Annotated in this window: 21 protein-coding genes and 1 tRNA gene; 13 read left to right on the top strand and 9 right to left on the bottom strand. The window is 70.3% G+C overall.

What is annotated here, in order from left to right; genetic code table 11:
- Positions 1 to 252 precede the first annotated feature (252 nt).
- A complete protein-coding gene (locus ABD366_RS13950; RefSeq protein ID WP_324771363.1) occupies positions 253 to 1,572 on the bottom strand; it encodes a sensor histidine kinase in 1,320 nt (439 codons plus the stop codon).
- A gap of 206 nt (positions 1,573 to 1,778) precedes the next feature.
- On the opposite strand from ABD366_RS13950, the gene ABD366_RS13945 reads away from it, so the two are divergent.
- The 6 genes from ABD366_RS13945 (at position 1,779) to ABD366_RS13920 (ending at position 6,506) form a co-directional block, all read left to right on the top strand.
- A tRNA-Gln gene (locus tag ABD366_RS13945) sits at positions 1,779 to 1,850 on the top strand.
- A gap of 111 nt (positions 1,851 to 1,961) precedes the next feature.
- Positions 1,962 to 3,416, top strand: coding sequence for a bifunctional UDP-N-acetylglucosamine diphosphorylase/glucosamine-1-phosphate N-acetyltransferase GlmU (gene glmU / locus ABD366_RS13940; RefSeq protein ID WP_324771364.1), 1,455 nt, complete (start codon positions 1,962 to 1,964; stop codon positions 3,414 to 3,416).
- A gap of 120 nt (positions 3,417 to 3,536) precedes the next feature.
- On the top strand, positions 3,537 to 4,514 hold the full coding sequence (locus tag ABD366_RS13935; RefSeq protein ID WP_324771365.1) for a ribose-phosphate diphosphokinase: 978 nt from the start codon (positions 3,537 to 3,539) through the stop codon (positions 4,512 to 4,514).
- Positions 4,515 to 4,702: 188 nt separating this feature from the next.
- Entirely contained in the window at positions 4,703 to 5,284 is a 582-nt protein-coding gene (locus tag ABD366_RS13930) for a 50S ribosomal protein L25/general stress protein Ctc (protein WP_324771366.1), read from the top strand.
- Between the two features lie 81 nt (positions 5,285 to 5,365).
- Complete coding sequence (gene pth, locus ABD366_RS13925) at positions 5,366 to 5,959, top strand: aminoacyl-tRNA hydrolase (RefSeq protein ID WP_324771367.1); 594 nt, start codon at positions 5,366 to 5,368, stop codon at positions 5,957 to 5,959.
- Positions 5,960 to 6,023: 64 nt separating this feature from the next.
- Positions 6,024 to 6,506, top strand: a complete 483-nt coding sequence (locus tag ABD366_RS13920) for a hypothetical protein (protein WP_324771368.1) — start codon at positions 6,024 to 6,026, stop codon at positions 6,504 to 6,506.
- Positions 6,507 to 6,521: 15 nt separating this feature from the next.
- Here ABD366_RS13920 and ppc read toward each other — a convergent pair whose 3' ends face one another.
- The gene (ppc, locus tag ABD366_RS13915) at positions 6,522 to 9,260 is read right to left on the bottom strand and encodes a phosphoenolpyruvate carboxylase (protein WP_324771369.1); all 2,739 of its coding nucleotides are present in this window, start codon (positions 9,258 to 9,260) and stop codon (positions 6,522 to 6,524) included.
- A gap of 353 nt (positions 9,261 to 9,613) precedes the next feature.
- Between ppc and ABD366_RS13910 the strand changes: the two genes are divergently transcribed.
- Positions 9,614 to 10,618, top strand: a complete 1,005-nt coding sequence (locus tag ABD366_RS13910; RefSeq protein WP_324771370.1) for an acyl-CoA desaturase — start codon at positions 9,614 to 9,616, stop codon at positions 10,616 to 10,618.
- 12 nt (positions 10,619 to 10,630) lie between these two features.
- Positions 10,631 to 11,323 (top strand): TetR/AcrR family transcriptional regulator, encoded by a 693-nt coding sequence (locus tag ABD366_RS13905; RefSeq protein ID WP_324771371.1) that lies wholly within the window; start codon positions 10,631 to 10,633, stop codon positions 11,321 to 11,323.
- 18 nt (positions 11,324 to 11,341) lie between these two features.
- Here the strand turns inward: ABD366_RS13905 and ABD366_RS13900 are convergent, their stop codons facing one another.
- Positions 11,342 to 12,157, bottom strand: coding sequence for a trans-aconitate 2-methyltransferase (locus ABD366_RS13900; RefSeq protein ID WP_324771372.1), 816 nt, complete (start codon positions 12,155 to 12,157; stop codon positions 11,342 to 11,344).
- An 88-nt stretch (positions 12,158 to 12,245) separates the two neighbouring features.
- Here ABD366_RS13900 and ABD366_RS13895 point away from each other — a divergent pair, with 88 nt between their 5' ends.
- On the top strand, positions 12,246 to 12,743 hold the full coding sequence (locus ABD366_RS13895) for a MarR family winged helix-turn-helix transcriptional regulator (protein WP_324771373.1): 498 nt from the start codon (positions 12,246 to 12,248) through the stop codon (positions 12,741 to 12,743).
- A gap of 359 nt (positions 12,744 to 13,102) precedes the next feature.
- Here the strand turns inward: ABD366_RS13895 and ABD366_RS13890 are convergent, their stop codons facing one another.
- Complete coding sequence (locus ABD366_RS13890; protein ID WP_324771374.1) at positions 13,103 to 13,852, bottom strand: response regulator transcription factor; 750 nt, start codon at positions 13,850 to 13,852, stop codon at positions 13,103 to 13,105.
- Between the two features lie 299 nt (positions 13,853 to 14,151).
- Here ABD366_RS13890 and ABD366_RS13885 point away from each other — a divergent pair, with 299 nt between their 5' ends.
- A complete protein-coding gene (locus ABD366_RS13885) occupies positions 14,152 to 14,595 on the top strand; it encodes a GNAT family N-acetyltransferase (protein ID WP_324771375.1) in 444 nt (147 codons plus the stop codon).
- Positions 14,596 to 14,606: 11 nt separating this feature from the next.
- Here ABD366_RS13885 and galK read toward each other — a convergent pair whose 3' ends face one another.
- The 3 genes from galK to galT are packed head-to-tail and all read right to left on the bottom strand — an operon-like array spanning position 14,607 to position 17,862.
- Positions 14,607 to 15,779 carry a galactokinase gene (gene galK, locus ABD366_RS13880; RefSeq protein ID WP_324771376.1) on the bottom strand — a complete coding sequence of 391 codons (1,173 nt, stop codon included), beginning with the start codon at positions 15,777 to 15,779 and terminating at the stop codon, positions 14,607 to 14,609.
- Between the two features lie 47 nt (positions 15,780 to 15,826).
- Positions 15,827 to 16,798, bottom strand: a complete 972-nt coding sequence (gene galE, locus ABD366_RS13875) for a UDP-glucose 4-epimerase GalE (protein WP_324771377.1) — start codon at positions 16,796 to 16,798, stop codon at positions 15,827 to 15,829.
- Complete coding sequence (gene galT, locus ABD366_RS13870) at positions 16,798 to 17,862, bottom strand: galactose-1-phosphate uridylyltransferase (RefSeq protein ID WP_324771378.1); 1,065 nt, start codon at positions 17,860 to 17,862, stop codon at positions 16,798 to 16,800. Before galT ends, galE begins: the two co-directional genes overlap by 1 nt.
- A gap of 237 nt (positions 17,863 to 18,099) precedes the next feature.
- On the opposite strand from galT, the gene ABD366_RS13865 reads away from it, so the two are divergent.
- From ABD366_RS13865 to ABD366_RS13855, 3 genes are all read left to right on the top strand, one after another.
- On the top strand, positions 18,100 to 19,794 hold the full coding sequence (locus ABD366_RS13865) for a sodium:solute symporter family protein (RefSeq protein ID WP_324771379.1): 1,695 nt from the start codon (positions 18,100 to 18,102) through the stop codon (positions 19,792 to 19,794).
- 18 nt (positions 19,795 to 19,812) lie between these two features.
- Entirely contained in the window at positions 19,813 to 20,091 is a 279-nt protein-coding gene (locus ABD366_RS13860; protein WP_324771380.1) for a hypothetical protein, read from the top strand.
- Positions 20,092 to 20,290: 199 nt separating this feature from the next.
- Positions 20,291 to 21,052, top strand: a complete 762-nt coding sequence (locus ABD366_RS13855; RefSeq protein WP_324771381.1) for a DUF4232 domain-containing protein — start codon at positions 20,291 to 20,293, stop codon at positions 21,050 to 21,052.
- 198 nt (positions 21,053 to 21,250) lie between these two features.
- Here the strand turns inward: ABD366_RS13855 and ABD366_RS13850 are convergent, their stop codons facing one another.
- Together ABD366_RS13850 and ABD366_RS13845 are read right to left on the bottom strand one after the other, a co-directional pair.
- The gene (locus ABD366_RS13850; RefSeq protein ID WP_324771382.1) at positions 21,251 to 21,970 is read right to left on the bottom strand and encodes a helix-turn-helix transcriptional regulator; all 720 of its coding nucleotides are present in this window, start codon (positions 21,968 to 21,970) and stop codon (positions 21,251 to 21,253) included.
- A gap of 262 nt (positions 21,971 to 22,232) precedes the next feature.
- Entirely contained in the window at positions 22,233 to 24,125 is a 1,893-nt protein-coding gene (locus ABD366_RS13845) for an outer membrane protein assembly factor BamB family protein (RefSeq protein WP_324771384.1), read from the bottom strand.
- Positions 24,126 to 24,149 lie beyond the last annotated feature (24 nt).

Raw genomic sequence — 24,149 nt, 5'->3', positions numbered from 1 at the left:
CCGGTGTGGGCTGATCGCGCAGTTCCCCGCGCCCCTGAACGCCTGCGGCTTCGCCGCGTGCCCTCGCCGTAGCTTCGACCGTCGCGCTGTCGGGTGCGGACCGGTGGGGCTTCTCGCGCAGTTCCCCGCGCCCCTGAACGCCCGCGGCTTCGCCGCGCCTTCCCCTGGGGGTCGCGCACGCAGTGCGCATCTCCAGGGGCGCGGGGAACGGCGCGACCAGCCCCCACCGAGCCGCACTCGAAAACGCGCCCCCTACACCGCGGGCAACACCGCAGACACCCGGAAACCTCCCGCATCCGTCGCCCCGGACACGAACACCCCGCCGAGATCGGCCACCCGCTCCTTCATACCGACCAGCCCGTTACCCCCCGAGGGCAACCCCACGGACGCGGCCGCAGGCACCGGCGGCGGCTCGTTCTCGACCTGCATCGCGACCTCGGCGTCCCGGTGGGCGAGGCGCACGTACGTCTTCGCTCCGGCCGCGTGCTTGTGCACGTTCGTGAGCGCTTCCTGCACCACGCGGTAAGCGGTCTGCTCCACCGCGGCGGCGTACTCCCGGGCCTCGCCCTCCACGGTCATCTCCACCACCATCCCGGCCTCCCGGGACTGGCCCACCAGCTCGTCGAGCTCGGCGAGCCAGGGGCCGCTGTCCGCGGGCCCGGCCTCCGCCTCGGCGCGGGACGCCGCCGCGGCGGCCGCCATGCCCACCGCCGCCAGCGGCAACGTTTCAGCGCTGCGGCCGCGCTCCGGCGCCCCGGCCCGCAGGACGCCCAGCATCTCCCGCAGCTCGGTGAGCGCCTGCCGGCCCATGTCCCCGACCAGCGCCGCGTTGTGCACGGCCTTCTCCGGGTCCTTGCGGGCCACCGCCTGGAGCGCCGCCGCGTGCACGACCATCAGCGACACCCGGTGCGCCACCACGTCGTGCATCTCCCGGGCGATGCGGGTGCGCTCCTCGCCGCGCGCCCACTCGGCCCGCTCCTCGGCGCGCTCCGCGAGCAGTGACAGCTCCCGCTCCAGGGACTCGTTGCGCTCCTGGAGGCTCTCCATCAGGCGGCGCCGCGCGCCCACGTACAGGCCGAGCAGCAGCGGCGGCGCCGTCACCCCCAGCGACGTGGTGATCGCGACGAAGGGGACGAACCAGCCGCCCACCTGGAACCGGTCGCTGTGCACCATGTCCTGCTGCGCCCGGACCACCGACACGATCAGCGTCCCGACGAACGACATGCAGGCAAGCGACCCGATGATCCGGCGCGGCATCTCGGAAGCGGCCAGCGAGTACAGGGCGACGACGGTGAGCATGATGCCCATCTGGGCCGGCGTCACCGCCACGGAGACCAGCACCACGGCGATCGGCCAGCGGCGCCGCAGCAGCAGCGTCGCGCCGGTCAGCACCCCGAAGACGATCCCCATCCAGACGGGCAGGCCCGCCTTGTGCGCGAACGGCACTCCTTCGAACGCGCACTCCACCGCGGACGCGGCCGCGAGCCCCACATCCAGCACGGCGCCGCGCCGCCGCTCCCACCACCACGGCCCCCCGGCCGCGGCTCGGTGAACTTCCCCCGTCGTGGTCATGCCCCCAGCCTACGGGCGGTCGGCGCCCGTTTTCCGGTGAGTTCTGCCAAGAGGCCCACACCACTCCCCGTAATCGAACAGAAGCGAAACCGACCGTTATCCCACACCCGGCTGACCTGTGCCGTCGCATTCAAGGCACTTGGTACGGCATAGTGTTGGGTGCCCAAACGGTGGCCTGACCATATGTCCGTCCTGGTCGACCTCCATCCCCCGTGGTGTAATTGGCAGCACTGTGGCTTTTGGTGCCATCTGTCCGGGTTCGAGTCCTGGCGGGGGAGCTTGTTCGGTGCGGGGCCCGGCCTGATGGTCGGGCCCCGCACCCGTTTCCCCTGACGAACGCCCCGGTATCCTGCGGATGTCCACCCCGTTCGAAGCCGAAGGGCACACCCGTGAGCGCCAATCACCCGGCCGCCGTCGTAGTTCTCGCAGCGGGTGAGGGCACCCGTATGAAATCGGCCACTCCCAAGGTCCTGCACGAACTCTGCGGCCGCTCACTGGTCGGTCATGTGCTGGCCGCCGCGCGGGAATTGAACCCGGAGCAGCTCGTCGTGGTCGTCGGGCACGAGCGCGAGAAGGTCACCGCGCACCTGGGCGCCTCCGACGCCGAGGCCCGTACCGCCGTACAGGCCGAGCAGAACGGCACGGGGCACGCCGTGCGCATCGGCCTGGAGGAACTGGCCCCCGAGGGCGCCCTCGACGGGACCGTGGTGGTCGTCTGCGGCGACACCCCGCTGCTGACCGGCGGCACGCTGACCGCGCTGGCCGACACGCACACCGCCGACGGGAACGCGGTGACCGTGCTGACCGCCGACGTGCCGGACGCCACCGGCTACGGCCGCATCGTGCGCGACACCGTCTCCGGCGCCGTGACGGCGATCGTCGAGCACAAGGACGCCACCGAGGCCCAGCGCGCGCTCACCGAGATCAACTCGGGTGTCTTCGCGTTCGACGGCCGCCTCCTCGCCGACGCCCTGAAGAAGGTGCGTACGGACAACAGCCAGGGCGAGGAGTACCTGACGGACGTGCTCGGCATCCTGCGCGCCGCCGGGCACCGCGTCGGCGCGTCCGTGGCCCGCGACCACCGCGAGATCGCCGGCATCAACAACCGCGTCCAGCTCGCCGAGGCCCGCCGCATCCTCAACGACCGCCTGCTCGAGCGCGCGATGCTCGACGGCGTCACGATCGTCGACCCGGCCAGCACCTTCATCGACGTCGCCGTCACCTTCGACCGCGACGCGACGATCCTGCCGGGCACCCAGCTGCACGGCGCGACGCACCTCGGCGAGGGCGCCGTCGTCGGCCCCAACAGCCGCCTCACCGACACCACGGTGGGCGCCGGCGCCCGGGTGGACAACACGGTCGCCGACGGCGCCGAGGTCGGCCCGCAGGCGAGCGTCGGCCCGTTCGCCTACCTCCGCCCCGGCACGCGCCTCGGCCTCAAGTCGAAGGTCGGCACGTTCGTCGAGCTGAAGAAGTCCTCGCTCGGCGAGGGCACGAAGGTGCCGCACCTGTCTTACGTGGGCGACGCGACCATCGGCGACTTCACCAACATCGGCGCCGCGAGCGTCTTCGTGAACTACGACGGCCAGGACAAGCACCACTCCTCGATCGGGTCGCACTGCCGGACCGGCGCGGACAACATGTTTGTGGCTCCTGTCACGGTCGGGGACGGCGCGTACACCGCCGCCGGCTCGGTCATCACGAAGGACGTACCGCCCGGTTCACTGGCCGTGGCCCGGGGCCAGCAAAGGAATATCGAGGGTTGGGTGGCTCGCAAGCGTCCGGGGAGCGCGGCCGCGAAGGCGGCGGAGGCGACCACTCGGGAGCCGGGCAGCGAAGGCTGACCGGAAACAGGTGCGTCCGACACGGCGTACCGTGATAGATGCTCACGATTCGCCTGGCTCGCTGCTATAGGGACGCGCGGGCAGCTGCGGCGGACGAACTCGTCTGAGGAGACTAGTGCTGTGACCGGGCTTAAGACGCAGGGCGAGAAGAAGATGATGTTCTTCTCTGGCCGCGCCCACCCCGAGCTTGCCGAGGAGATCGCGCACCAGCTCGGTGTCGGGATCGTTCCGACCAAGGCCTTCGATTTCGCCAACGGCGAGATCTACGTCCGCTACCAGGAGTCCGCTCGCGGTGCCGACTGCTTCCTGATCCAGAGCCACACGGCTCCGATCAACAAGTGGATCATGGAGCAGCTCATCATGATCGACGCGCTGAAGCGCGCGTCGGCCCGCTCCATCACCGTCATCGTGCCGTTCTACGGTTACGCGCGACAGGACAAGAAGCACCGTGGACGTGAACCCATCTCGGCGCGTCTCATCGCGGATCTGATGAAGACCGCGGGCGCCGACCGGATTCTCACGGTCGACCTGCACACGGACCAGATCCAGGGCTTCTTCGACGGCCCGGTGGACCACCTGTTCGCGCTGCCGATCCTGGCGGACTACGTGGGAGCGAAGGTGGACCGTTCCAAGCTGACCGTCGTCTCCCCCGACGCCGGCCGCGTGCGCGTCGCCGACCGCTGGTGCGACCGTCTCGGCGCTCCGCTGGCGATCGTGCACAAGCGCCGTGACAAGGACGTCGCCAACCAGGTCACCGTGCACGAGGTCGTCGGTGACGTGAAGGGCCGCGTCTGTGTCCTGGTCGACGACATGATCGACACCGGTGGCACGATCTGCGCCGCCGCGGACGCCCTGTTCGCGCACGGCGCCGAGGACGTCATCGTGACGGCGACGCACGGTGTGCTGTCCGGCCCCGCCGCGGACCGCCTGAAGAACTCCAAGGTGAGCGAGTTCGTCTTCACGAACACGCTGCCGACGCCGAACGAGCTGGAGCTCGACAAGATCACGGTCCTGTCGATCGCCCCGACGATCGCCTCCGCGGTCCGCGAGGTCTTCGAGGACGGCTCGGTGACCAGCCTCTTCGAGGGCGAGGCGTGAGCCGCTAGCTGAAGATCGATTTGGGTACGGCCTCCCCCGCCGAGTAAACTGCGAAAGTTGCTCGGCGAGGGAGGCCGTACTTTTTTGTACGGCGATCCGTTATCGACGCGCTCTTCGTAGCAGGCCGTTCGTGGCCGGGTGACCGCCTTTTTTCGAAGGTTCCCCAGTTCTACGAGGAGTTGAAGAGCATGTCCGAGGTCAAGCTCGCCACCGAGACCCGCACCGAGTTCGGCAAGGGCGCCGCCCGCCGCGTCCGCCGCGAGGGCAAGGTCCCCGGCGTCGTCTACGGTCACGGCGGCGACCCGATCCACATCACGCTGCCGGGCCACGAGCTGCTGCTCGCCCTGCGTACGCCGAACGTCCTGCTCTCCCTGGAGCTCGAGGGCAAGACCCAGCTGGCCATCCCGAAGGCCGTGCAGCGCGACCCGCTGAAGGGCTTCCTCGAGCACGTCGACCTGCTCCTCGTGAAGCTCGGCGAGAAGGTCACCGTCGAGCTCCCGATCGTCGTCGAGGGCGAGCTGGCCCCCGGTGCCAACATCCTCGAGCACGTCCTGAACACGCTGGCCGTCGAGACCGAGGCCACGCACATCCCCGAGTCGGTCACGCTCTCCGTCGCGGGCCTGGACGCCGGTGACGCCGTGCACGCCAAGGACATCAAGCTGCCCTCCGGCACGACGCTGGCCGTCGACGAGGACGCCGTCGTGGTGCAGGTCCTGGCCGCGCAGGCCGAGGAGGCCCCGGCCGAGTCCGACGAGGCCGCGGAGGCCTGAGCCTTCGTCGTATGACCTGCTGTACGGGGTGGTGGGCACGGCCCACCACCCCGTACAGCTATCTCTAGCGGAGGAAGAGGCATGTCCGACGAGAACGCCCCCTGGCTGATCGCCGGGCTCGGCAACCCCGGGCCCGAGTACGCGATGAACCGGCACAACGTCGGTTTCATGGTGGCGGATCTGCTGGCACGGCGGATGGGCGCCAAGTTCAAGCGCGCGACGAAGGGCCAGGCCCAGGTCGTGGAGGGCCGGATCGGTCCGCCCGGGCCGGCGAACCGGCGCGTGATCCTGGCGAAGCCCATGTCGTACATGAACGTCTCGGGCGGCCCGGTGACGGCGCTGCGCGACTTCTACAAGGTGCCCACCGAGCGCATCGTCGCCGTCCACGACGAGCTGGACATCGACTACGGGGTGCTGCGCCTGAAGCTGGGCGGCGGCGACAACGGGCACAACGGGCTGAAGTCGATGACCAAGGCGATGGGCCCCGACTACCACCGGGTGCGGTTCGGCATCGGCCGGCCGCCGGGGCGGATGCAGGTCGCGGACTTCGTCCTGAAGGACTTCTCGTCGGCGGAGCGCAAGGAACTGGACTACTTCGTGGACCGGGCGGCCGACGCGGCCGAAGCGCTCGTCCTCGAAGGCCTGGAGCGCGCGCAGTCGACGTACAACTCCTGACCTGTACGGACTTGTACTCGGCCGGAATTGACCCTGCGCGGGGTCATGGCCAAGGATCCCCGCCATGTTCTCTGCGGCCTCAGCTGTCTCAGCGGTCTCGGTCACCCGTCAGGTCGCCGCGGCGGCGCTCGCCGCGCTGCTGCTGACCGCCGGCGTCTGGGCGTCGTGGGGCGCGGCGCAGCACGTGACGTTCCCGACGGGCCGCGAACGCGGCACGATGACGGTGACGCGGTGCACTCACGACACCTGCACGGGGCCCTTCGCCCCCGGGTCGCCGACCGCCGTGCGGCACGCGAGCGTGACCATCGACCGCTCGATCGGGGAGACGAAGGGCGCGAGCTTCCCCGTCGTCCTCAAACCGAGTTCCACGTCGGCGGTGCGCGCGGGCACCGCCGGCTTTCTGCATGCCTGGGTGCCGCTGGGCGGCGCGCTGCTGCTCGCGTCGGTCGTGATCGCGGGCGGAATGCGAAACCGGCGCCTCACGTGGATCACGGGAGGCGCCGGTTTCGCGTTGCTGACGGCCACTTTCGTCGCCGTCAGCTTCTAGCGGGCTGAGCGGGGATCAGCCGGTGTTGCGCAGGCCCGCCGCCACACCGTTCACCGTGAGCAGCAGGGCCCGGCCCAGGATCGGGTCCGGCTCCTGGCCCGCGGCGGCCGCGTCGCGCTGCCGCTTGAGCAGAGCGACCTGGAGGTAGGAGATCGGGTCGAGGTAGGCGTCGCGGATGTCGAAGGTCTGCTTCAACACCGGGTGCGCGTCGAGCAGTTCGCTCTCGCCCGTGATCCGCAGGACCTCGCGGACGGTCAGCTCGTGCTCGGCCTCGATGGCCTCGAAGACATGCTTGAGGTTGTCCGGGACGAGCGTGTCGACGTAGTGCCGGGCGATCCGCAGGTCCGTCTTGGCCAGCGTCATCTCCACGTTCGAGATGAAGTTCTGGAAGAAGTGCCAGCGCTCATGCATCTCGTCGAGCATCGAGTCCAGGCCCGCCTCGCGCAGCGCCTTCAGACCGGAGCCCACACCGAACCAGCCGGGCACGATCTGCCGCGACTGCGTCCAGCCGAACACCCACGGGATGGCGCGCAGGCCGTCGAGGGAGACGCCCGAGCCGGGGCGGCGGGAGGGCCGCGAGCCCAGGTGCAGTTCGGCGAGCTGGTCCACCGGCGTCGACGCGAGGAAGTACGAGGGCAGGTCCGGGTCCTCGACGAGCTTGCGGTACGCGGTGTGGGCCGCGTCGCTCACCACGTCCATCGCGGCGTCCCAGCGGGCCAGCGCCTCGTCCGACTGGCGCGGCGCGGTGTGCAGGGCGGAGGCCTGGAGGGTGGCCGCGACGGTCAGCTCCAGGTTCTCCCGGGCCAGCGACGGCACCAGGTACTTGTCACTGATCACCTCGCCCTGCTCGGTCACCTTGATCTCGCCCTCGAGGGTGCCCCAGGGCTGGGCGAGGATCGCGTCGTGCGAGGGGCCGCCGCCACGGCCGACGGTGCCGCCGCGGCCGTGGAAGAGGCGCAGGCGCACGCCGTAGCGGTGGGCGACGTCGCGCAGCCGGCGCTGGGCGCGGTGGATCTCCCACTGGCTCGTCGTGATGCCGCCGAACTTCGAGGAGTCGGAGTAGCCGAGCATGACCTCCTGCACGTCCCCGTTGAGCGCGACGAGGCGCCGGTAGGACGGGTCGGAGAGCATGTCCTCCAGGATCGTGTCGGCGGCCTTGAGCTCGTCCGTCGTCTCCAGGAGCGGCACGATGCCGATCTTCGCCCAGCCGGCGTGCAGATCGATGAGCCCGGCCTCGCGGGCGAGGACGGCCGCGGCGAAGACGTCGTCGGCGCCCTGGCACATCGAGATGATGTACGACTCGATGACCTCGGGCCCGAACACGTCCAGGGCCTTGGCCACCGTGTGGAAGACACCGAGGGTCTTCTCGCCGTCCGCGTCGAGCGGCGCCGGGGTCGGCGCGAGGGGCCGCCGCGAGCGGAGCTCCTTGGCGAGCAGCTTGCCGCGGTAGTCGCGGGGCATGTCCGCGTAGCGCCAGGACTCCTCGCCGAGCCGGTCGAAGAGCTGACCGAGGGCGTGGTGGTGGGCGTCCGCGTGCTCGCGTACGTCCATCGTGGCCAGCTGCAGACCGAACGCGGCGAGCGTACGGATCGTACGGTTCATGCGGCCGTCGGCGAAGAGGCCGCCGCGGTGCTCGCGCAGCGAGGTCTGGATGAGGGTGAGGTCGCGCAGGAGTTCGGCGGTGCCGAGGTAGTCGCGGCCCTCGACGTGCGGCGTGTTCCTGGCGAGCCGCTCCTTGGTGTTCTCCAGCTTCTGGCGGATCGCGGTCGCCTTGAGCCGGTAGGGCTCCTCGGCGTTGAGCCGCTTGTAGCGGGGGCTGATCTCCGGCAGCCGCTCCAGGTCGCACTGGAGCGAGGTGAGCAGCTCCTCGGTGGCGCCGGTGTAGCGGATCGAGTTCGACAGGAAGCCGCGCAGCTCGTCGATGAGGGCGAGCGCGTCGTTGATGCCGTGCTCGTGCTGGAGGATCAGGACGTCCCAGGTCACCTGCGGGGTGACGTTCGGGTTGCCGTCGCGGTCGCCGCCGATCCAGGTGCCGAAGGTCAGCGGGCGGGTCTCCTCCGGGAGGGTGACGCCGACGCGCTCCAGCTCGGCGGTGAGGTCCTCCAGGACGTCGCCGACGGCGCCCGCGTGCAGCTCGTCCAGGTAGTAGATCGCGTTGCGCGACTCGTCGGTGACCTCGGGGCGCACGACCCGCAGCTCGTCCGTCTGCCACACCAGGTCGATGGACTCGGCGAGCCGGGTGTCGTAGCGGCGGCGGTCGGTCTCCAGGACCGGCGTCTCCAGGAGCTCGGCGATCCGGCGCAGCTTGTTCAGCACGGAGCGGCGGGCGGCCTCGGTCGGGTGGGCCGTGAAGACGGGGCGCACGTTCAGGTGCTGCACGGTCTCGCGCAGGTGGTCCGGGTCGGCGTCCTTGAGGCGGTCCGCGGTGCGGGTCAGCAGACCGCCCTCGGCGGCGCGCTTGGCGCGCAGCTCGCGGCCACGGTGCACCTGTTCCGTCACGTTGGCCAGGTGGAAGTACGTGGAGAAGGCGCGGACCAGCTTGGCCGCCGTCTCCAGTTCGGTGCCGCGCAGCAGTTCGGCGGCGGCCTCGCCGTCCTCGCGCGTCAGGCGGCGGACCTTCTCGACGAGGTCGAGGAGCTCGGGCCCCTCCTGCCGGACGAGGGTCTCGCCCAGCAGATCGCCGAGTCGGCGGATGTCGGCGCGCAGCTCGGCACTGGTTCTCGTCGCATCGGTCTGATCGTCGGCACTGCTCACAGGTGCGGCTCCTTGCAGTGGTGAAGCTCGTCTGGAGGGAGGAGTCCCCGGAACCGGGTAGAAGTCCCGGGTGGAGATTCAGAGCGGACCGCGCTGTCCGACCGTTTCCAAGGATATGTGCCGGCGCTCCCGGCACCGCCCGGGGCCTCGTGGCGCCCGGATACGCGCTGCCGTGCTTACGACCCCGTAAGTTACGGAACCGTAGGAACAACGAAGACACTCTGTCCGCGGATCTCCGTTGATCTCCTCACCGGACTCGGCCCTTCTCAACCCTCCGAATCACTTCCATCCCCCGATCCTCACGACCTCCCGATCCTCTCGACCTCCCGGACCTCGACGTACAGGGGACTTTCATGGCCACCCGTTCCGATGTGATCGAAGACGCCCCGGAGGGGGCGCCCGGATCCACCACGACCCCGACGCCCGCGCCGTCGGCGACGCTGGGCGGTGAGCAGAAGCGCTCCGTCGAGCAGATCACGCTGCTCCTGTTCATCGCCGTGCCGTTCCTCGCGATGGTCGCGGCGGTGCCGCTGGCCTGGGGCTGGGGGGTCAGCTGGCTCGATCTCGGGCTGCTCGTCTTCTTCTACTACCTCGGCTGCCACGGCATCACGATCGGTTTCCACCGCTACTTCACGCACGGCTCCTTCAAGGCGAAGCGCCCGCTGCGCATCGCGCTCGCCGTCGCCGGTTCGATGGCGGTCGAGGGGCCGCTGGTGCGCTGGGTCGCGGACCACCGCAAGCACCACAAGTTCTCCGACGCGGAGGGTGACCCGCACTCGCCGTGGCGGTACGGGGAGACCGTGCCGGCCCTGATGAAGGGCCTGTGGTGGGCGCACATGGGCTGGATGTTCGACGAGGAGCAGACCTCGCAGGAGAAGTACGCGCCCGACCTCATCAAGGACCCGGCGCTGCGGGCGGTCTCCCGCCAGTTCATCCTCTTCACAGCGCTGTCGCTGTTCCTGCCCGCGCTGGTCGGCGGCCTGGTGACGATGTCGTGGTGGGGCGCGTTCACCGCGTTCTTCTGGGGCTCCCTCGTACGGGTGGCTCTGCTGCACCACGTGACGTGGTCGATCAACTCGATCTGCCACGCGGTCGGCAAGCGCCCCTTCAAGTCCCGCGACCGCTCGGGCAACGTGTGGTGGCTGGCCGTCCTGTCCTGCGGCGAGTCCTGGCACAACCTGCACCACGCCGACCCGACGTCGGCGCGGCACGGGGTGCTGCGCGGCCAGGTCGACTCCTCGGCCCGCCTCATCCGCTGGTTCGAACAACTGGGCTGGGCGTCCGACGTCCGCTGGCCGTCGAAGGAGCGGATCGCCGCGCGCCGCACGGTCGAGGCCGAGGTCGCCGACGCCGGGTAGGGGCGGCACGGCATGATGGGAAGCGTGGCGACCGACTCAAGCACCTCCAGCAGCGCGAGCAGTGACCGGCCCGACAAGCCACGGCGTGTGCGCCGTACGCGGATGACGGGGGCCGAGCGCCGCCAGCAGCTGCTGGAGATCGGACGCACTCTCTTCGCCGCCAAGGGTTTCGAGGGCACGTCGGTGGAGGAGATCGCGGCGAAGGCCGGGGTCTCCAAGCCGGTGGTCTACGAGCATTTCGGCGGCAAGGAGGGGCTGTACGCGGTCGTCGTGGACCGGGAGATGCGCCAGCTCCTGGACATGGTGACCAGTTCCCTGACGGCCGGGCATCCGCGCGAGCTGTGCGAGCAGGCGGCGTTCGCGCTGCTCGACTACATCGAGGAGTACACGGACGGCTTCCGCATCCTCGTCCGCGACTCCCCCATCCCGCAGTCCACGGGCTCCTTCGCGTCGTTGATCTCCGATATCGCGACGCAGGTCGAGGACATTCTGGGCCGCGAGTTCAAGGCCCGCGGCTTCGACTCCAAGCTCGCGCCGCTGTACGCGCAGGCACTGGTCGGCATGGTCGCGCTGACGGGTCAGTGGTGGCTGGACGAGCGCAAGCCGAAGAAGGCGGAGGTGGCCGCGCATCTGGTGAACCTGGCGTGGCACGGCCTCGACGGGCTGGAGCCCAGGCCCCGCCTGATAGGTCACCGGAAGAGTTAGGGCGGTCCGGGGCCTCGGTCAGGCGGGCTTGACCGCGACCACGAAGATCCGGCGGAAGGGCAGCACGGTGCCGTGCGGGGTCGCCGGGTAGGCCTCGCGCAGCAGGTCGCGGTAGGCGGTGACGTACGCGTCGCGGGCCTGCGGGTCGTCCGCGAGGGCGGTGAGTACGGGCCGCAGGCCGGTTCCCTTCACCCAGTCCAGGACCGGGTCGTCGCCGGTCAGCAGATGCGCGTACGTCGTCTCCCAGGCGTCCACCGCGCAGCCGAGGTCCGCGAGCCGTTCCAGGTAGGCGGCGGGGGTGAGTACGGCGTCGGCGTGCCGCAGCACACCGGCGAGCCGGTCCCGCCACCGTTCGGACTCGGCGAGTTCGCGCATCAGGACGTGGCTGGGCGCCTCGAAGTTACCGGGTACCTGGAAGGCGAGGGTGCCGCCGGGCGTGAGCGCGTCCAGCAGTGCGGGGAAGGCGTCGGCGTGGTCCGGGACCCATTGGAGCGTCGCGTTGGACCCGATCAGGTCGTACGTCTCCGGGGGCGTCCAGCGCGTCAGGTCGGCGTGCGCGAAGTCGAGGCGGCCGCCGCCGCCTGTCGGCCCCGCGTACGGCTCGGCCCGCTCCAGCATCTCGGGTGAGTTGTCGTACCCGGTGATGTGCGCGGCCGGCCAGCGCTCGGCGAGCAGCGCCGTGAGGTTGCCGGGGCCGCAGCCGAGGTCGGCGATGCGGGCGGGTTCACGGGGCAGGGCGGGGACGCGGGCGAGCAGGTCCGCGTAGGGGCGGCCGCGGTGGCCGGCGTGCCGGAGGTACTGCTGAGGGTCCCAGGTGGGTGAGCTCGTCGTCATGGGACCAGGATTCCGAACGGTATATCTCGATGTCAAGAAACTCGATCTCAAGAGACTTCACATCGACACACCCTCTACACTGATCGCCATGGAGGACGAGGTCGACCGTCTGGTCGCAGCGTGGCGCCGGGAGCGCCCCGACCTCGACGTGGAGCCCCTCGAGGTGCTCAGTCGGGTCAGCAGGCTCGCGCGCCATCTCGACCGCGCCCGCCGCCTCGCGTTCGCCGAGCATCAGCTGGAGCCGTGGGAGTTCGACGTCCTCACGTCGCTGCGCCGCGCCGGGGAGCCGTATCAGCTCTCACCCGGGCAGCTCCTCACGCAGACGCTGGTGACGTCAGGCACGATGACCAACCGTATCGACCGCCTCACCAAGAAGGGCCTCGTCGAGCGGCTGCCGGATCCCAGTGACCGGCGTGGTGTCCTGGTGCGGCTGACCCCCGAGGGGCGGGACCGGGCGGATCAGGCGCTGGCGGGGCTGCTCGCGCAGGAGCGGGCGATTCTGGCGGAGCTCTCTCGCTCCGAGCGGGGGGAACTGGCGTCTCTGCTCCGCCAGTTGACGGCCCCGTTCGACAACATCCCGGGTTGACGGGCCCCGCCCCGGCGCCACGGGTGCGCGGCTGCGGGCCGGTGGGGGCTTCTCGCGCAGTTCCCCGCGCCCCTGATAGTTCTCCGGCTGCGGGCCGGTGTGGGCTGGTCGCGCAGTTCCCCGCGCCCCTGCGAGGCGCACTTCGTGCGCCGTCTTCAGGGGCGCGTGCGACGCGCCCTCCTGGGGCTGCGGCGAAGCCGCATGCTTCAGGGGCGCGGGGAACTGCGCGAGCAACCGCGACGAGCGCGCAGCCACGAACAGTCCGCCACCCCTACGGCGCGTAGCTCTCAGGGGCGCGGGGGCTGCGCGAGAAGCCCCACCGGGCCGCACCCATCAACACGAACCGCACCCCGCAGGGCCTAGCTGGCCGCCTCCAGATCGACCGGCCCCACACCCGCCCGCCGCGCAAGCGCAACCGCGGCCAGCGTGGAGTGCACACCCAGCTTCCCGAGCACGTTCTGCATATGCGTCCGCACCGTATGCGGCGACAGGAACAACCGCTCGGCCACAGCCTTACGGCCGAGCCCCGCCACCATGCACCGCAGAACCTCCCGCTCGCGCGGGGTGAGCGACTCGACGAGCCGCTCGGACTCGGTGCGGTGCTTGCGGGCCGCGGTCAACTCCCGCAGTACGCCCGTCAGCAGCGCCGGAGGCAGATGCGTCTCGTCGCGCAGCACCCCTCGTATGACGGTCAACAGGCGCGAGAGGGAGCAGTCCTTGGCGACCCAGCCGGAGGCACCCGCCTGGAGCGCGAGCGCCGCGCGGCGCGGATCGTCCCGCTCGGCGAGCACGACCGTACGCACGGCCGGCTGGCCCGAACGGACGCCCGCCACCAGCGAGATGCCGTCGACGAGCCCTTCCTGCGCGGGACCGTCCGGCACGACGGTCGGTGGACGCATGCCCTGCATGGACGCCGCGCCCAGGTCGGCGTCGACAAGCAGCACATCGAATCTGCGCCCCTCGGCGGCCCCCCGGTCGAGGCAGCGCAGGGCGGCCGGGCCGCTGCCCGCGGCCGACACGTCGACGTCCGGCTCGGCGGCGAGCGCCGCGGCCAGGGACTCGGCGAAGATGCGATGGTCGTCGACGACCAGAACCCGGATACGAACCACGTGATAACCCCCTTCCCCACACTCTCGCTGAGTGCGGGGGTACCCCATCGTCGGGAGATGGATCAACGCGGGTACGGCGCCCGGGGTGCGGGTCACCGCGGCCGCACGGCCGCCGCCGTGCCGGAACCGCTACCCCCACTCCGGGCGTCGTACCCGGCTGTCTCGCCCCCTGATCAACACCGGCCCCCACCGGTGTTGTCCCTCAGAGTAGGGCCGCGGGCCATGAGGGGAAGCCAATTCACAGAACTGGTTACCCGTTGGCCGGTCGACGACTGTCCGGCGCGTTTATGGTGAGACACATGTTTCGTATCGAGACAGAAGTCGACAAAGAGCGCGGCCTTCTGCTCCGGTCGCTGCTTCAGGACGCCAACCGGGCGGCGTCCCCCGCCCTGCGCGACCTGCGCGGCACCGCGGCCGAGCGCGAAACCCCGTTACAGGTGTGGGCGCTCGCCGAAGACGGCTCCCTCGCCGCGGGCCTCGACGGCCACACCTGGGCGACCTGGCTGCATGTGAACCTGCTCTGGGTCGCCGACCAGCACCGCGGCGCGGGCCTCGGCTCGCGGCTGCTCGCGGAGGCGGAGCGCGTCGCCCTCGAGGAGCGCGGCTGCGTCAACTCCCGTGTGGAGACCTGGGACTTCCAGGCCCCCGGTTTCTACCGGCAGCACGGCTACGACGTGGTCGCCGTCGTGCCGGACTACCCACCGGGGGTCAAAGAATTCACGCTGACGAAGCGATTGGGCTGAACCCGCTCGGTTCAGGCCACCCGGTGAGCGCCCGGCGACGGCACCGCGGGGAACACGCGCGGGGCCGTGTAACCGGCCTCCTGGAAGGCCGACAGGACCGACTTGGTGACGGCGTCCGCGTCGGCGCTCTCCACCAGGACGACCGCCGAGCCGCCGAAGCCGCCGCCGGTCATCCGGGCGCCGAGCGCGCCGGAAGCGTTGGCCGTGGCGACGACGAGATCCAGCTCCGGGCAGGAGATGCGCAGGTCGTCACGGAGCGAGGTGTGGCCCTCGGTGAGGATCGGGCCGATGGCGCGTACGTCGGAGGACCGGCCGGTGTCGAGGAGGTCGATGACCTGCTCCACACGGTGGTCGTCGGAGACGACGTGCCGGACGTAGCGGACGACCTTCTCGTCCACCCCCGACTCCTCCAACTTGCCCAGCGCGTCGGCCAGTTCGGCGTACGCGACATCGCGCAGGTGCGAGACGCCGAGGACGCGGGCGCCCTCCTCGCAGCCCGCGCGCCGCTCCGCGTACGCACCGTCGCCCAGCTCGTGCTTGACGCGGGTGTCGACGACGAGGAGCTGGAGGCCCTGCGCCGACAGGTCGAACGGGACCTGGCGGATCGACAGGTCGCGGCAGTCCAGGTGCAGCGCGTGGCCCTCGGTCGCGCACGCGGACGCCATCTGGTCCATGACGCCGCACGGGACACCGACGAAGACGTTCTCGGCGCGCTGCGCGAGGACCGCCAACTCCGGTCCACTCAGGCCCAGTTCGAAGAGTTCGTTCAGCGCGTACGCCGTCACGACCTCCAGGGCGGCCGAGGACGACAGGCCCGCCCCGGTCGGCACCGTGGACGCGAGGTGCAGGTCCGCGCCGGTGATCGTGTGGCCCGCGTCGCGCAGCGCCCACACGACGCCCGCCGGGTAGGCGGCCCAGCCGCCCTGCCCGTACTTCGACAGCGGGGTCAGCTCGTCGACGCGCAGTTCGGCGACGGGGGCGTCGATGTCGGCGGAGTGCAGACGCAGTACGCCGTCCGTCCGCCTGGCCACCGCCGCGACCGCGGTGTGCGGCAGCGCGAGCGGCATGACGAAGCCCTCGTTGAAGTCGGTGTACTCGCCGATGAGGTTGACGCGGCCGGGGGCCGCCCACACCCCCGCGGGCTCGTACCCGTACAGATCACTGAACTGTGCGGCGACAGACATGCCTTGACTACCTACCCCTGCTACGAGTGACGACTACTGCCGGACGGCTACGGCCGTGCCTGGGCGAACTGCCAGGCGTCGGCGACGATTCCCGCGAGGTCCGCGCGGGACGGGTTCCAGCCGAGGCGCTCGCGCGCGGTGGCGGCGGAGGCCACGAGGACCGCCGGGTCGCCGCCCCGGCGCGCGGCGCTGACCTCGGGGATCGGGTGCCCGGTGACCTGGCGGACGGTCTCGATGACCTCGCGGACGGAGAAGCCGTTGCCGTTGCCGAGGTTGCAGATGAGGTGCTCGGCCGGGCGGGCCGCGTCGACCGCGAGGAGGTGGGCCTCGGCCAGGTCCGCGACGTGGATGTAGTCGCGCACGCAGGTGCCGTCGGGCGTCGGGTAGTCGTCGCCGTAGACGGAGATGGCGTCGCGGCGGCCCTGGGCGACCTGGAGGACGAGCGGGATGAGGTGCGACTCGGGGTCGTGCCGCTCACCGCAACTGCCGTACGCGCCCGCCACGTTGAAGTAGCGCAGCGACACGGCGGCCAGGCCGTGCGCGGTCGCCTCGCCGCTGATCATGTGGTCGACGGCGAGCTTCGAGGCGCCGTAGGGGGAGGTGGGCGCGGTGGGGTCGGTCTCCGTGATGGGGGTGGAGACGGGCTCGCCGTACGTGGCCGCGGTGGAGGAGAAGACGAGCTTGCGCACGCCCGCCTCGCGCATGGCGGCAAGCAGCGCCATCGTGCCGCCGACGTTGTTGTCCCAGTACTTCTCGGGCTTCACGACGGACTCGCCGACCTGGGAGAACGCGGCGAAGTGCAGCACCGCGTCGTAGGAGGCGTCGAGCCACTTGCCGGCGTCGCGGATGTCGCCCTCGACGAAGACCGCGCCCGCGGGCACGCCCTCGCGAAAGCCCGTGGAGAGGTTGTCGAGGACCGTGACGTCGTGGCCCGCTTCGATCAGGTGCTGGGCGACGACGCTGCCGACATATCCCGCACCACCCGTGACCATGTACTTCTTAGGAACGGCCTTGCCCATTACTTGCTCGCTACCTCTCGCAGTCGCTCGGCCGCGGTCTCCGGCGGCACATCGTTGATGAACACGCTCATGCCGGATTCGGAACCCGCGAGGAACTTCAGCTTGCCGGAAGTGCGGCGGATGGTGAAAAGCTCGAGGTGCAGCGCGAAGTCGTCACGGTTGACGCCCTCGAACTCGTCCAGCGTGCCGAAGGGAGCCTGGTGCCACGCCGCGATGTACGGCGTCGGCGGCTCGCCCTCTCCGAAGATCCGGTCGAAGCGCTTCAAGAGTTCCAGATAAACCTGGGGGAACTCTGTGCGCGCGGCGTCGTCGAGCCCGAGCAGGTCCGGGACCTGCCGCTTCGGATACAGGTGCACCTCGTAGGGCCAGTGCGCCGCGTACGGCACGAAGGCCACCCAGTGCTCGGCGTCGATGACGATGCGCTCGCCGTCCGCGAGCTCCTTCTCGACCACGTCCGCGAAGAGGTTGCGGCCGCCGGTCTGCTCCTTGTGCTGCGCGACGGAGCGGAGCATCAGGGCGGTGCGCGGGGTGGTGAAGGGGTAGCCGTAGATCTGGCCGTGCGGGTGGCCGAGGGTCACGCCGATCTCGGCGCCCCGGTTCTCGAAGCAGAAGACCTGCTCGACGGAGTCCAGGTGGGAGAGCTCGGCGGTCCGGTCGGTCCACGCCTCCAGGACGAGCCCCGCCTGCTCCTCGCTGAGGTCGGCGAAGGACTTGTCGTGGTCGGAGGTGAAGCACACGACCTCGCAGCGGCCGGAGTCACCGGCGAGCGAGGGGAAGCGGTTCTCGAAGACGGCCACGTCGTACGAGGAGTCCGGGACCTCGCTGAGCCGGTCGCCCTCGGTCGGGCAGAGCGGGCACTGGTCGGCCGGCGGGTGGTAGGTGCGTCCCTGGCGGTGCGAGGCGATCGCGACCGCGTCGCCGAGCAGCGGGTCGCGGCGCACCTCGGAGGTGGTGACGGTGCGGTCGAGGGGGCGACGGTCGACCGCCTCCCGCACGACGTCGTCGCGCGAGTCGTAGTAGATGAGCTCGCGCCCATCAGCCAGCCGGGTCGACGTCTTCTTCACGTCCGACACTCCTCATCGCACCAAACAAACAGAACCGAACACAACAAAGCATAAGCCAACAGGGCCGTCAAGGGAACGGCACTGTCCGGAGTGTCCGGGCCACTCCGGGGTACTTCGAGCTACTCCGGAGTACTCCCGATCACAATCAAACAAAGAACATCAAGGTAAGTGTTCACTTATTGAACGCTGAGGCGTAGGTTCCGGTCTGATTCAGTTCGCGCAACGAAGCGAGTTCCCATGCAGTCCCCCACACTGTCTGCCTCCACAACCCTGGCCGAAGGGCTACGGCTGCCCACCAACGGCCTCGACTACGCGATCCTCGCGATCTACTTCGTCGTCGTCCTCGGCATCGGCTTCATGGCCCGCCGCTCGGTGAAGACGAGCCTCGACTTCTTCCTCTCCGGGCGCTCCCTGCCCGCCTGGGTCACGGGTCTCGCCTTCGTCGCCGCCAACCTGGGCGCCACCGAGATCCTCGGTATGGCCGCGACCGGCGCACAGTACGGCGTCGCCGTCGTCCACTGGTACTGGATCGGTGCCATCCCGGCCATGGTCTTCCTGGGCCTGGTCATGATGCCGTTCTACTACCGCTCGAAGGTGCGCTCGGTCCCGGAGTTCCTGCTCCAGAGGTTCGACAAGTCCGCACACCTGCTCAGTTCGATCCTGTTCGCCTTCGCGGCCATCCTGATCGCGGGCGTCAACCTGTACGCCCTGTCGATCGTCGTCGAGGCGCTGCTCGGCTGGCCGCAGTGGGTGGCCATCGTGGTCGCGGGTGCCTTCGTCCTCGCGTACATCACCATCGGCGGCCTCTCCTCCGCGATCTACAACGAGGTCCTCCAGTTCTTCGTGATCCTGGCGGCCCTCATCCCCATCTGCATCATCGGCCTCAAGCGGGTCGGCGGCTGGGGCGGCATGAGCGACGCACTGACCGCCCAGCACGGCGACAACTTCATGTCGGCCTGGGGCGGCACGGGTATCGGTGACGCCAACCCGCTCGGCGCGAACTGGCTCACGATCATCCTCGGCCTGGGCTTCGTGCTCTCCTTCGGCTACTGGACGACGAACTTCGCCGAGGTGCAGCGCGCCCTGTCCGCCAAGAACCTCTCGGCGGCCCAGCGCACCCCGCTGATCGCCGCGTTCCCGAAGATCTTCATCGTCTTCCTGGTGATGATCCCGGGCATGGTCGCCGCGGTGCTCGTCCCGAAGATCGGCGGCCCCGGCTCGGACCTCACCTACAACGACGCGATCCCGTACCTGATGCAGGAGCTGCTGCCGAACGGTGTGCTCGGCATCGCGGTGACCGGCCTGCTCGCCGCCTTCATGGCGGGCATGGCGGCGAACGTCTCGTCCTTCAACACCGTGTTCACGTACGACATCTGGGCCAAGTACGTGAAGACCGACAAGCCGGACGGGTACTACCTGAAGTTCGGCCGTCTGATCACGGCGATCGGTGTGGTGGCGTCGGTCGGTACGGCGTTCATCGCGTCGTCGTTCTCGAACATCATGGGCTACCTGCAGACCCTGTTCTCCTTCTTCAACGTCCCGATGTTCGTCGTCTTCATCATCGGCATGTTCTGGAAGCGCGCGTCCATGAAGTCGGGCGTCTGGGGCCTGCTCGCGGGCACGACGGCCGCGATGGTCAACTACTTCTACATCTACAAGCAGGGTGTCATCGACATCCCGACCGACCAGGGCGCCAACTTCGTCTCGGCGATCGTCGGTTTCGTCGCGGGCGCCGTCGTCATGGTGGTCGTCACCCTCTTCACGGCTCCCAAGCCGGAGGCGGAGCTGGCAGGCCTGGTGTACGGCACGACGGCCCCGGGCCTGGAGGAGCCGCCCGCCGAGGGCGACGACGCCTGGTACCGCAAGCCGGCCCTGCTGGGCTGGGGTGCCATCGTCGTGGCCGCGCTCTGCTACCTCCCCTACTCCCTCTGATCGGAGGCTCACCTCACCATGTCTGAACTCCAGAACGAAGTCTCCGAGTTGGAGGCCAAGTCGGCGACGGCGGCCCGCCTCTTCGACATCCGGCGCATCATCGGCGGCCTGTTCGTCCTGTACGGCGTGATCGTCACCATCGCCGGCATCACGGCCTCGGACGCCGACCTCAAGAAGGCCGAGGACATCAACATCAACCTGTGGACGGGCCTCGGCATGCTCGCCCTGGGGCTGTTCTTCCTGGTCTGGCTCAAGCTGCGTCCCACGGCGCCGCCCACGCCGGACGAGGCCGAGTAGCTCCTCCTCCACGGGCTGTACAGGGCCGGAGTGCATCGCCGACGGGCGACGCACTCCGGCCCTTGCCGTTTCCTCGCTGCCTCAACTGCCCCGCGATAGCGGCGCGTTAGCGGCCGGGCGACAGGACGCCAACGGGTCCCGGCAGAGTGGTGGTCGTACCGAGGGAACAACGACACCGACCGCCTCAGGGGGACCCGAAATGCGTACCGCCACCACCACCGCCCGCACCGCCCGCCGCCGCAGCCTGCGGATCGCCGCCGCGACCCTGACCGCGGTCGCGGGGCTGACCCTGACCGCCTGCTCCGGCTCGGACACCGGCGCGAAGTCCGAGGGCCGCGCGGACCTCGGCATGGCCGCCGACCAGGCCGCCGACCGGTCCGCCGACTCCGGGTCCCAGGCGCAGGGTTCCGACGCCCGGGCGAGCGGCACCGGCACCGGCACCGGCACAGACAGCGCCCACTCCGCCGGCAAGCAGGCGAACAGCCCCCAGACCGGCGGGAAGACGAAGGCGAGCATCGAGCGCTGCCACACCTCCGGCCTCAAGGCGTCCTTCAACACCGGCGGCGACGCGGTCCCGGACCCGGACGCGGACGGCGCGACGACCACCAGCGTGCTGCTGACCAACAAGGGCAGCGCCGCCTGCACGATCGGCGGCTTCCCGGGTGTGGACCTCGCGACGGAGAACGGCGTGGACCCCGCCACGGGCGGTGAGGGCGGCCGCTGGTCGCTGGCCCGCTCGTCGGCCAAGTACAGCAAGATCACCCTGCAGCCGGGCGACAGCACCGACTTCACCATCAACGTCGCCCTGACCGACGACGACGAAGGCTTCTGGGCGCCCGCCTACGCGCTCATCACGCCGCCCGACGAGACCACGTCGATCACCCTGGCCTGGCCCTGGAGCCCGCTCGTCGACCAGCGCGGCGCGACCCGCCCGGCCACCTTCGTCAACCCCATCGGCTGAGACCCTGTCCATGAGCAAGGCGCGACGGTGGGAAACGCACAAGTCCCGTACCGCTCAGGAGCGGTACGGGACTTGGGATGGAGCGCTGGGCAGGCCTTGCACCTGCATTTCCCCGCAGGAAGCGGGGCGTCCTTCCTTGGACGACCAACGCACTGTCCGGCGACCGCAGTTGCGGCGACCAACAAGATCAACTATAGCTCAGGAATCCGGATCTGGCGAGTCCGGGGATGTGGAGGAGGACGAGGACGTGGCGACGGGCCCCGCCCGGTCCAGCAGCCCCGTACGCGCGGCCAGCGCGGCCGCCTCCAGTCGGGAGCCGACACCCAGCTTCATCAGCACCCGCTGGACGTGCGTGCGCGCCGTGGACGGGGCGATGCCCATGCCCGCCGCGATCAGCCGCGTATCCTCACCGTCCGCGACCCGGACCAGGACCTCGACCTCACGCGGCGTCAGCATCTGGAGCAGCCGCTGGCCCTCGTCGTCGGGCTGGGCCACCGGGTTCAGAAGTTCACTGAACGCGCCCTGGAGCAGGGCGGGAGCCACCGCCGCCTCGCCCGCCCTGGCCTTCATCAGGGCGCGCTCGACGCCCTCGATGCGCTCGTCGTGCCGTACGTAACCGGAGGCGCCGGCCGCGAACGCCGCGGCGATGCCCCGCGGCGACGGGACGGGGCCGAGGACCACGACCGCCACCTGCGGCCGCTCCCGTTTGATCCGGATCACCGGGTCGAACGTGCCCGGTTCCGCCGGGGTCGCCGTGCCGATGAGGCAGACTTCGGGCGCCCGGGAGATGACCAGTTCGGCGGCGCCCGCGGCGGGCGCGGCCGCGGCGAGCACCCGGTGCCCGCGCAGCTTCAGGGCCGAGGCGAGTGCCTCGGCGAGCAATCGGTGGTCGTCGACCACCATGAGCCGCACACCCATTGAGCCAACCCCCCAAATCGCCCCAGAAGCAGCTTTGGACTCCCGGGCCCCCCACGGACAGGCGAGCCCCCCGACTCCCCGTCCCCTTTTATCCCCCGGAAGCTACACGCTTGTTCGACGTTGCGCGCCCCCTACCGGAGAGAAGCGGCCCGCAATGCTGAAATCCCCGTCTTTCAGGGGCGATGGCGGGTACAGGAGCGCATATGACGACGGCCCCGCCCCGTCACCGGGAGCGGGGCCGTCGACCGGCTCTGCGGGCAGCCTACTTGGCGGTGAAACCGATCGCCGCGTACTGCTTGTCGTCCGCCGAGTACGGCTCGCTGATCAGGGCCTTGCCCAGGAACAGCCGGCCGTTGGAGTACAGCATCTCGGAGGACCTGGGCACCATCCGGCTCAGCACGCTGCGCACGGTCTGCGTCCCGGGCGTCTCCAGGAGCATGGTCTGCTTGCCGCCCTCGGGATCGATGGTGACGACCTGGGCGCCCTTGTCGTACGGGCCGTCCTTGTACGCCAGCACGTTGCCGCCGTCCATGCGCAGCGGGAAGATCTCGTAGTCCGCGCCGCTGTCGAAGCGGTCACCGGTGATCTTTCCGTCGGCCAGGGAGAACGACACGATCTCGTTGACCTGGTCGGTGCCGCTGCCGTCGTGCTGCTCCGAGGGCAGGTACAGACGGTCGTTGCCGACGACGACGCCCTTGCAGCCGTGCACCTCGCCGACCTCGCAGTCGACGTCGTACTTGTCCGGATCGATGGTGATCTTGGCGCGCAGCTTGTTGCCGGTGTCGTCGAGCGAGAACGCGTCGGTGTACTTGACCTCTTCGCCGAGCGCGACACCGAAGGTGACCGGCTTGGAGGAGAACACCGAGAGCAGGTTGACGCTGCCGGGCTGGCCGGGGACCTTGTACGTCGATCTGGGCTTGCCCGAGGCCGGGTCGAGGACCTGGACCTCGTACGTCTCCGCGTCGAAGTCACCGCACTTGCGGACCGCGACGAGCTGCTCGCCGCCGCGGTAGCCGACGTCCTCGCAGCTGCCCTGCTGCGGCTTCCACAGCGACTTGCCGGACGTGATGTCGAAGGCCGCGCCACCGTCGTAGCCGCCGCCGACCGCCAGCGTGGTGCCGCTGATGGACAGCTCCTTGAACGCGATCTTCTGCCCGCTGAGCTCGACGCTGTCCGACCACACCTTTTTCCCGGTGTTCACGTCGAACACCGTGACCTCGGTGCACTTGAAGTAGTCCTTGTCCTTCTTGCGCTTGCCGTCCTCGGAGAGCACGGCGGCCAGACCCTCCTCGGTCACCTCCGGCGAGGCGCCGCAGGTCTGCCCGGACAGCGGCAGGGTCCACTTCTTGGTGCCCGAGTCCGGCTCGTAGCCGATGAGCTGGTCGAGGTCCGCCTTGGCGTACGTGGAGTCGGTCAGCCAGGAACCCGCCACGCTCCACACGGCGTCCTTGGCCACCTCGGGCGCGGGCAGCTGGAAGGCGATGCTCGCCGAGGTGCTGGCCGGGGCCTTCTCCTCGCCCGCGCCGCCGAGGCCGCCGTCCTTGCCGTTGCCGCCGTCCTTGTCGCCGTCGGCGGAGTTCTTCTTGTCGTCCTTGCCGTCGTCGGAGGAGCTCGCGTAGAAGATCCCGGCGCCGACGATCAGGGCGATCACCACGACGGCCGCGGTGATGATCCAGGCGATCGGCGAGGGCTTCTTGCCGCCACCGCCGCCCGGCGCGGCCATCGGCGTGGTGGGCGGCTGCGGGTAGCCGTACTGCTGCTGCCCGTACTGCGGCTGCTGGCCGTACTGCGGCTGTCCGTAAGGCTGCTGGCCGTACGCGGGCGGCTGCTGCGGAGCCTGCGGCGGCTGCTGCTGCGGCGGCTGGCCCGGGTAGCCGTAGCCCGGCGCGCCCTGCGGCGGCGGGGGCGGTGTCTGCGGGTAGCCGTATCCGGGGCCGTCCTGCGGCGGCGGGGGCGGGGTCGGGGCGCCGAAGCCGCCGGGCGGAGGCGGGGTGGGCGCGCCGAAACCACCGGCGGGCGGCCCGGCCGGAGGCTGGGGCTGGGGCTGGGGCTGGGGCTGGGGCTGGGGAGCCTGCGGGGACTCGGGCTGCTTGCGCATCGGGTCCTGCGGCGGCTCGTTCGGCGGCTGCTGCGGGGGCGGGGGCGGCTGCGTCATGACGTGGGTACCTCGGGGTGCCTG

This window comes from Streptomyces kunmingensis (assembly GCF_039533535.1).
GTDB classification, from domain to species: domain Bacteria; phylum Actinomycetota; class Actinomycetes; order Streptomycetales; family Streptomycetaceae; genus Streptomyces; species Streptomyces kunmingensis.
The sequence above is the reverse complement of the archived record's forward strand: the minus strand, read 5'-3'. Positions and strand labels throughout refer to the sequence as shown.

Excerpts from the sequence above, each read along its gene's own strand:
- ABD366_RS13950 (WP_324771363.1), bottom strand. The coding sequence starts at position 1,572 with ATGACCACGACGGGGGAAGTTCACCGAGCCGCGGCCGGGGGGCCGTGG.
- ABD366_RS13930 (WP_324771366.1), top strand. The coding sequence starts at position 4,703 with ATGTCCGAGGTCAAGCTCGCCACCGAGACCCGCACCGAGTTCGGCAAG.
- pth (WP_324771367.1), top strand. The coding sequence starts at position 5,366 with ATGTCCGACGAGAACGCCCCCTGGCTGATCGCCGGGCTCGGCAACCCC.
- ABD366_RS13920 (WP_324771368.1), top strand. The coding sequence starts at position 6,024 with ATGTTCTCTGCGGCCTCAGCTGTCTCAGCGGTCTCGGTCACCCGTCAG.
- ABD366_RS13910 (WP_324771370.1), top strand. The coding sequence starts at position 9,614 with ATGGCCACCCGTTCCGATGTGATCGAAGACGCCCCGGAGGGGGCGCCC.
- ABD366_RS13905 (WP_324771371.1), top strand. The coding sequence starts at position 10,631 with ATGATGGGAAGCGTGGCGACCGACTCAAGCACCTCCAGCAGCGCGAGC.
- ABD366_RS13900 (WP_324771372.1), bottom strand. The coding sequence starts at position 12,157 with ATGACGACGAGCTCACCCACCTGGGACCCTCAGCAGTACCTCCGGCAC.
- ABD366_RS13895 (WP_324771373.1), top strand. The coding sequence starts at position 12,246 with ATGGAGGACGAGGTCGACCGTCTGGTCGCAGCGTGGCGCCGGGAGCGC.
- ABD366_RS13885 (WP_324771375.1), top strand. The coding sequence starts at position 14,152 with ATGTTTCGTATCGAGACAGAAGTCGACAAAGAGCGCGGCCTTCTGCTC.
- galK (WP_324771376.1), bottom strand. The coding sequence starts at position 15,779 with ATGTCTGTCGCCGCACAGTTCAGTGATCTGTACGGGTACGAGCCCGCG.
- galE (WP_324771377.1), bottom strand. The coding sequence starts at position 16,798 with ATGGGCAAGGCCGTTCCTAAGAAGTACATGGTCACGGGTGGTGCGGGA.
- ABD366_RS13865 (WP_324771379.1), top strand. The coding sequence starts at position 18,100 with ATGCAGTCCCCCACACTGTCTGCCTCCACAACCCTGGCCGAAGGGCTA.
- ABD366_RS13860 (WP_324771380.1), top strand. The coding sequence starts at position 19,813 with ATGTCTGAACTCCAGAACGAAGTCTCCGAGTTGGAGGCCAAGTCGGCG.
- ABD366_RS13855 (WP_324771381.1), top strand. The coding sequence starts at position 20,291 with ATGCGTACCGCCACCACCACCGCCCGCACCGCCCGCCGCCGCAGCCTG.
- ABD366_RS13850 (WP_324771382.1), bottom strand. The coding sequence starts at position 21,970 with ATGGGTGTGCGGCTCATGGTGGTCGACGACCACCGATTGCTCGCCGAG.
- ABD366_RS13845 (WP_324771384.1), bottom strand. The coding sequence starts at position 24,125 with ATGACGCAGCCGCCCCCGCCCCCGCAGCAGCCGCCGAACGAGCCGCCG.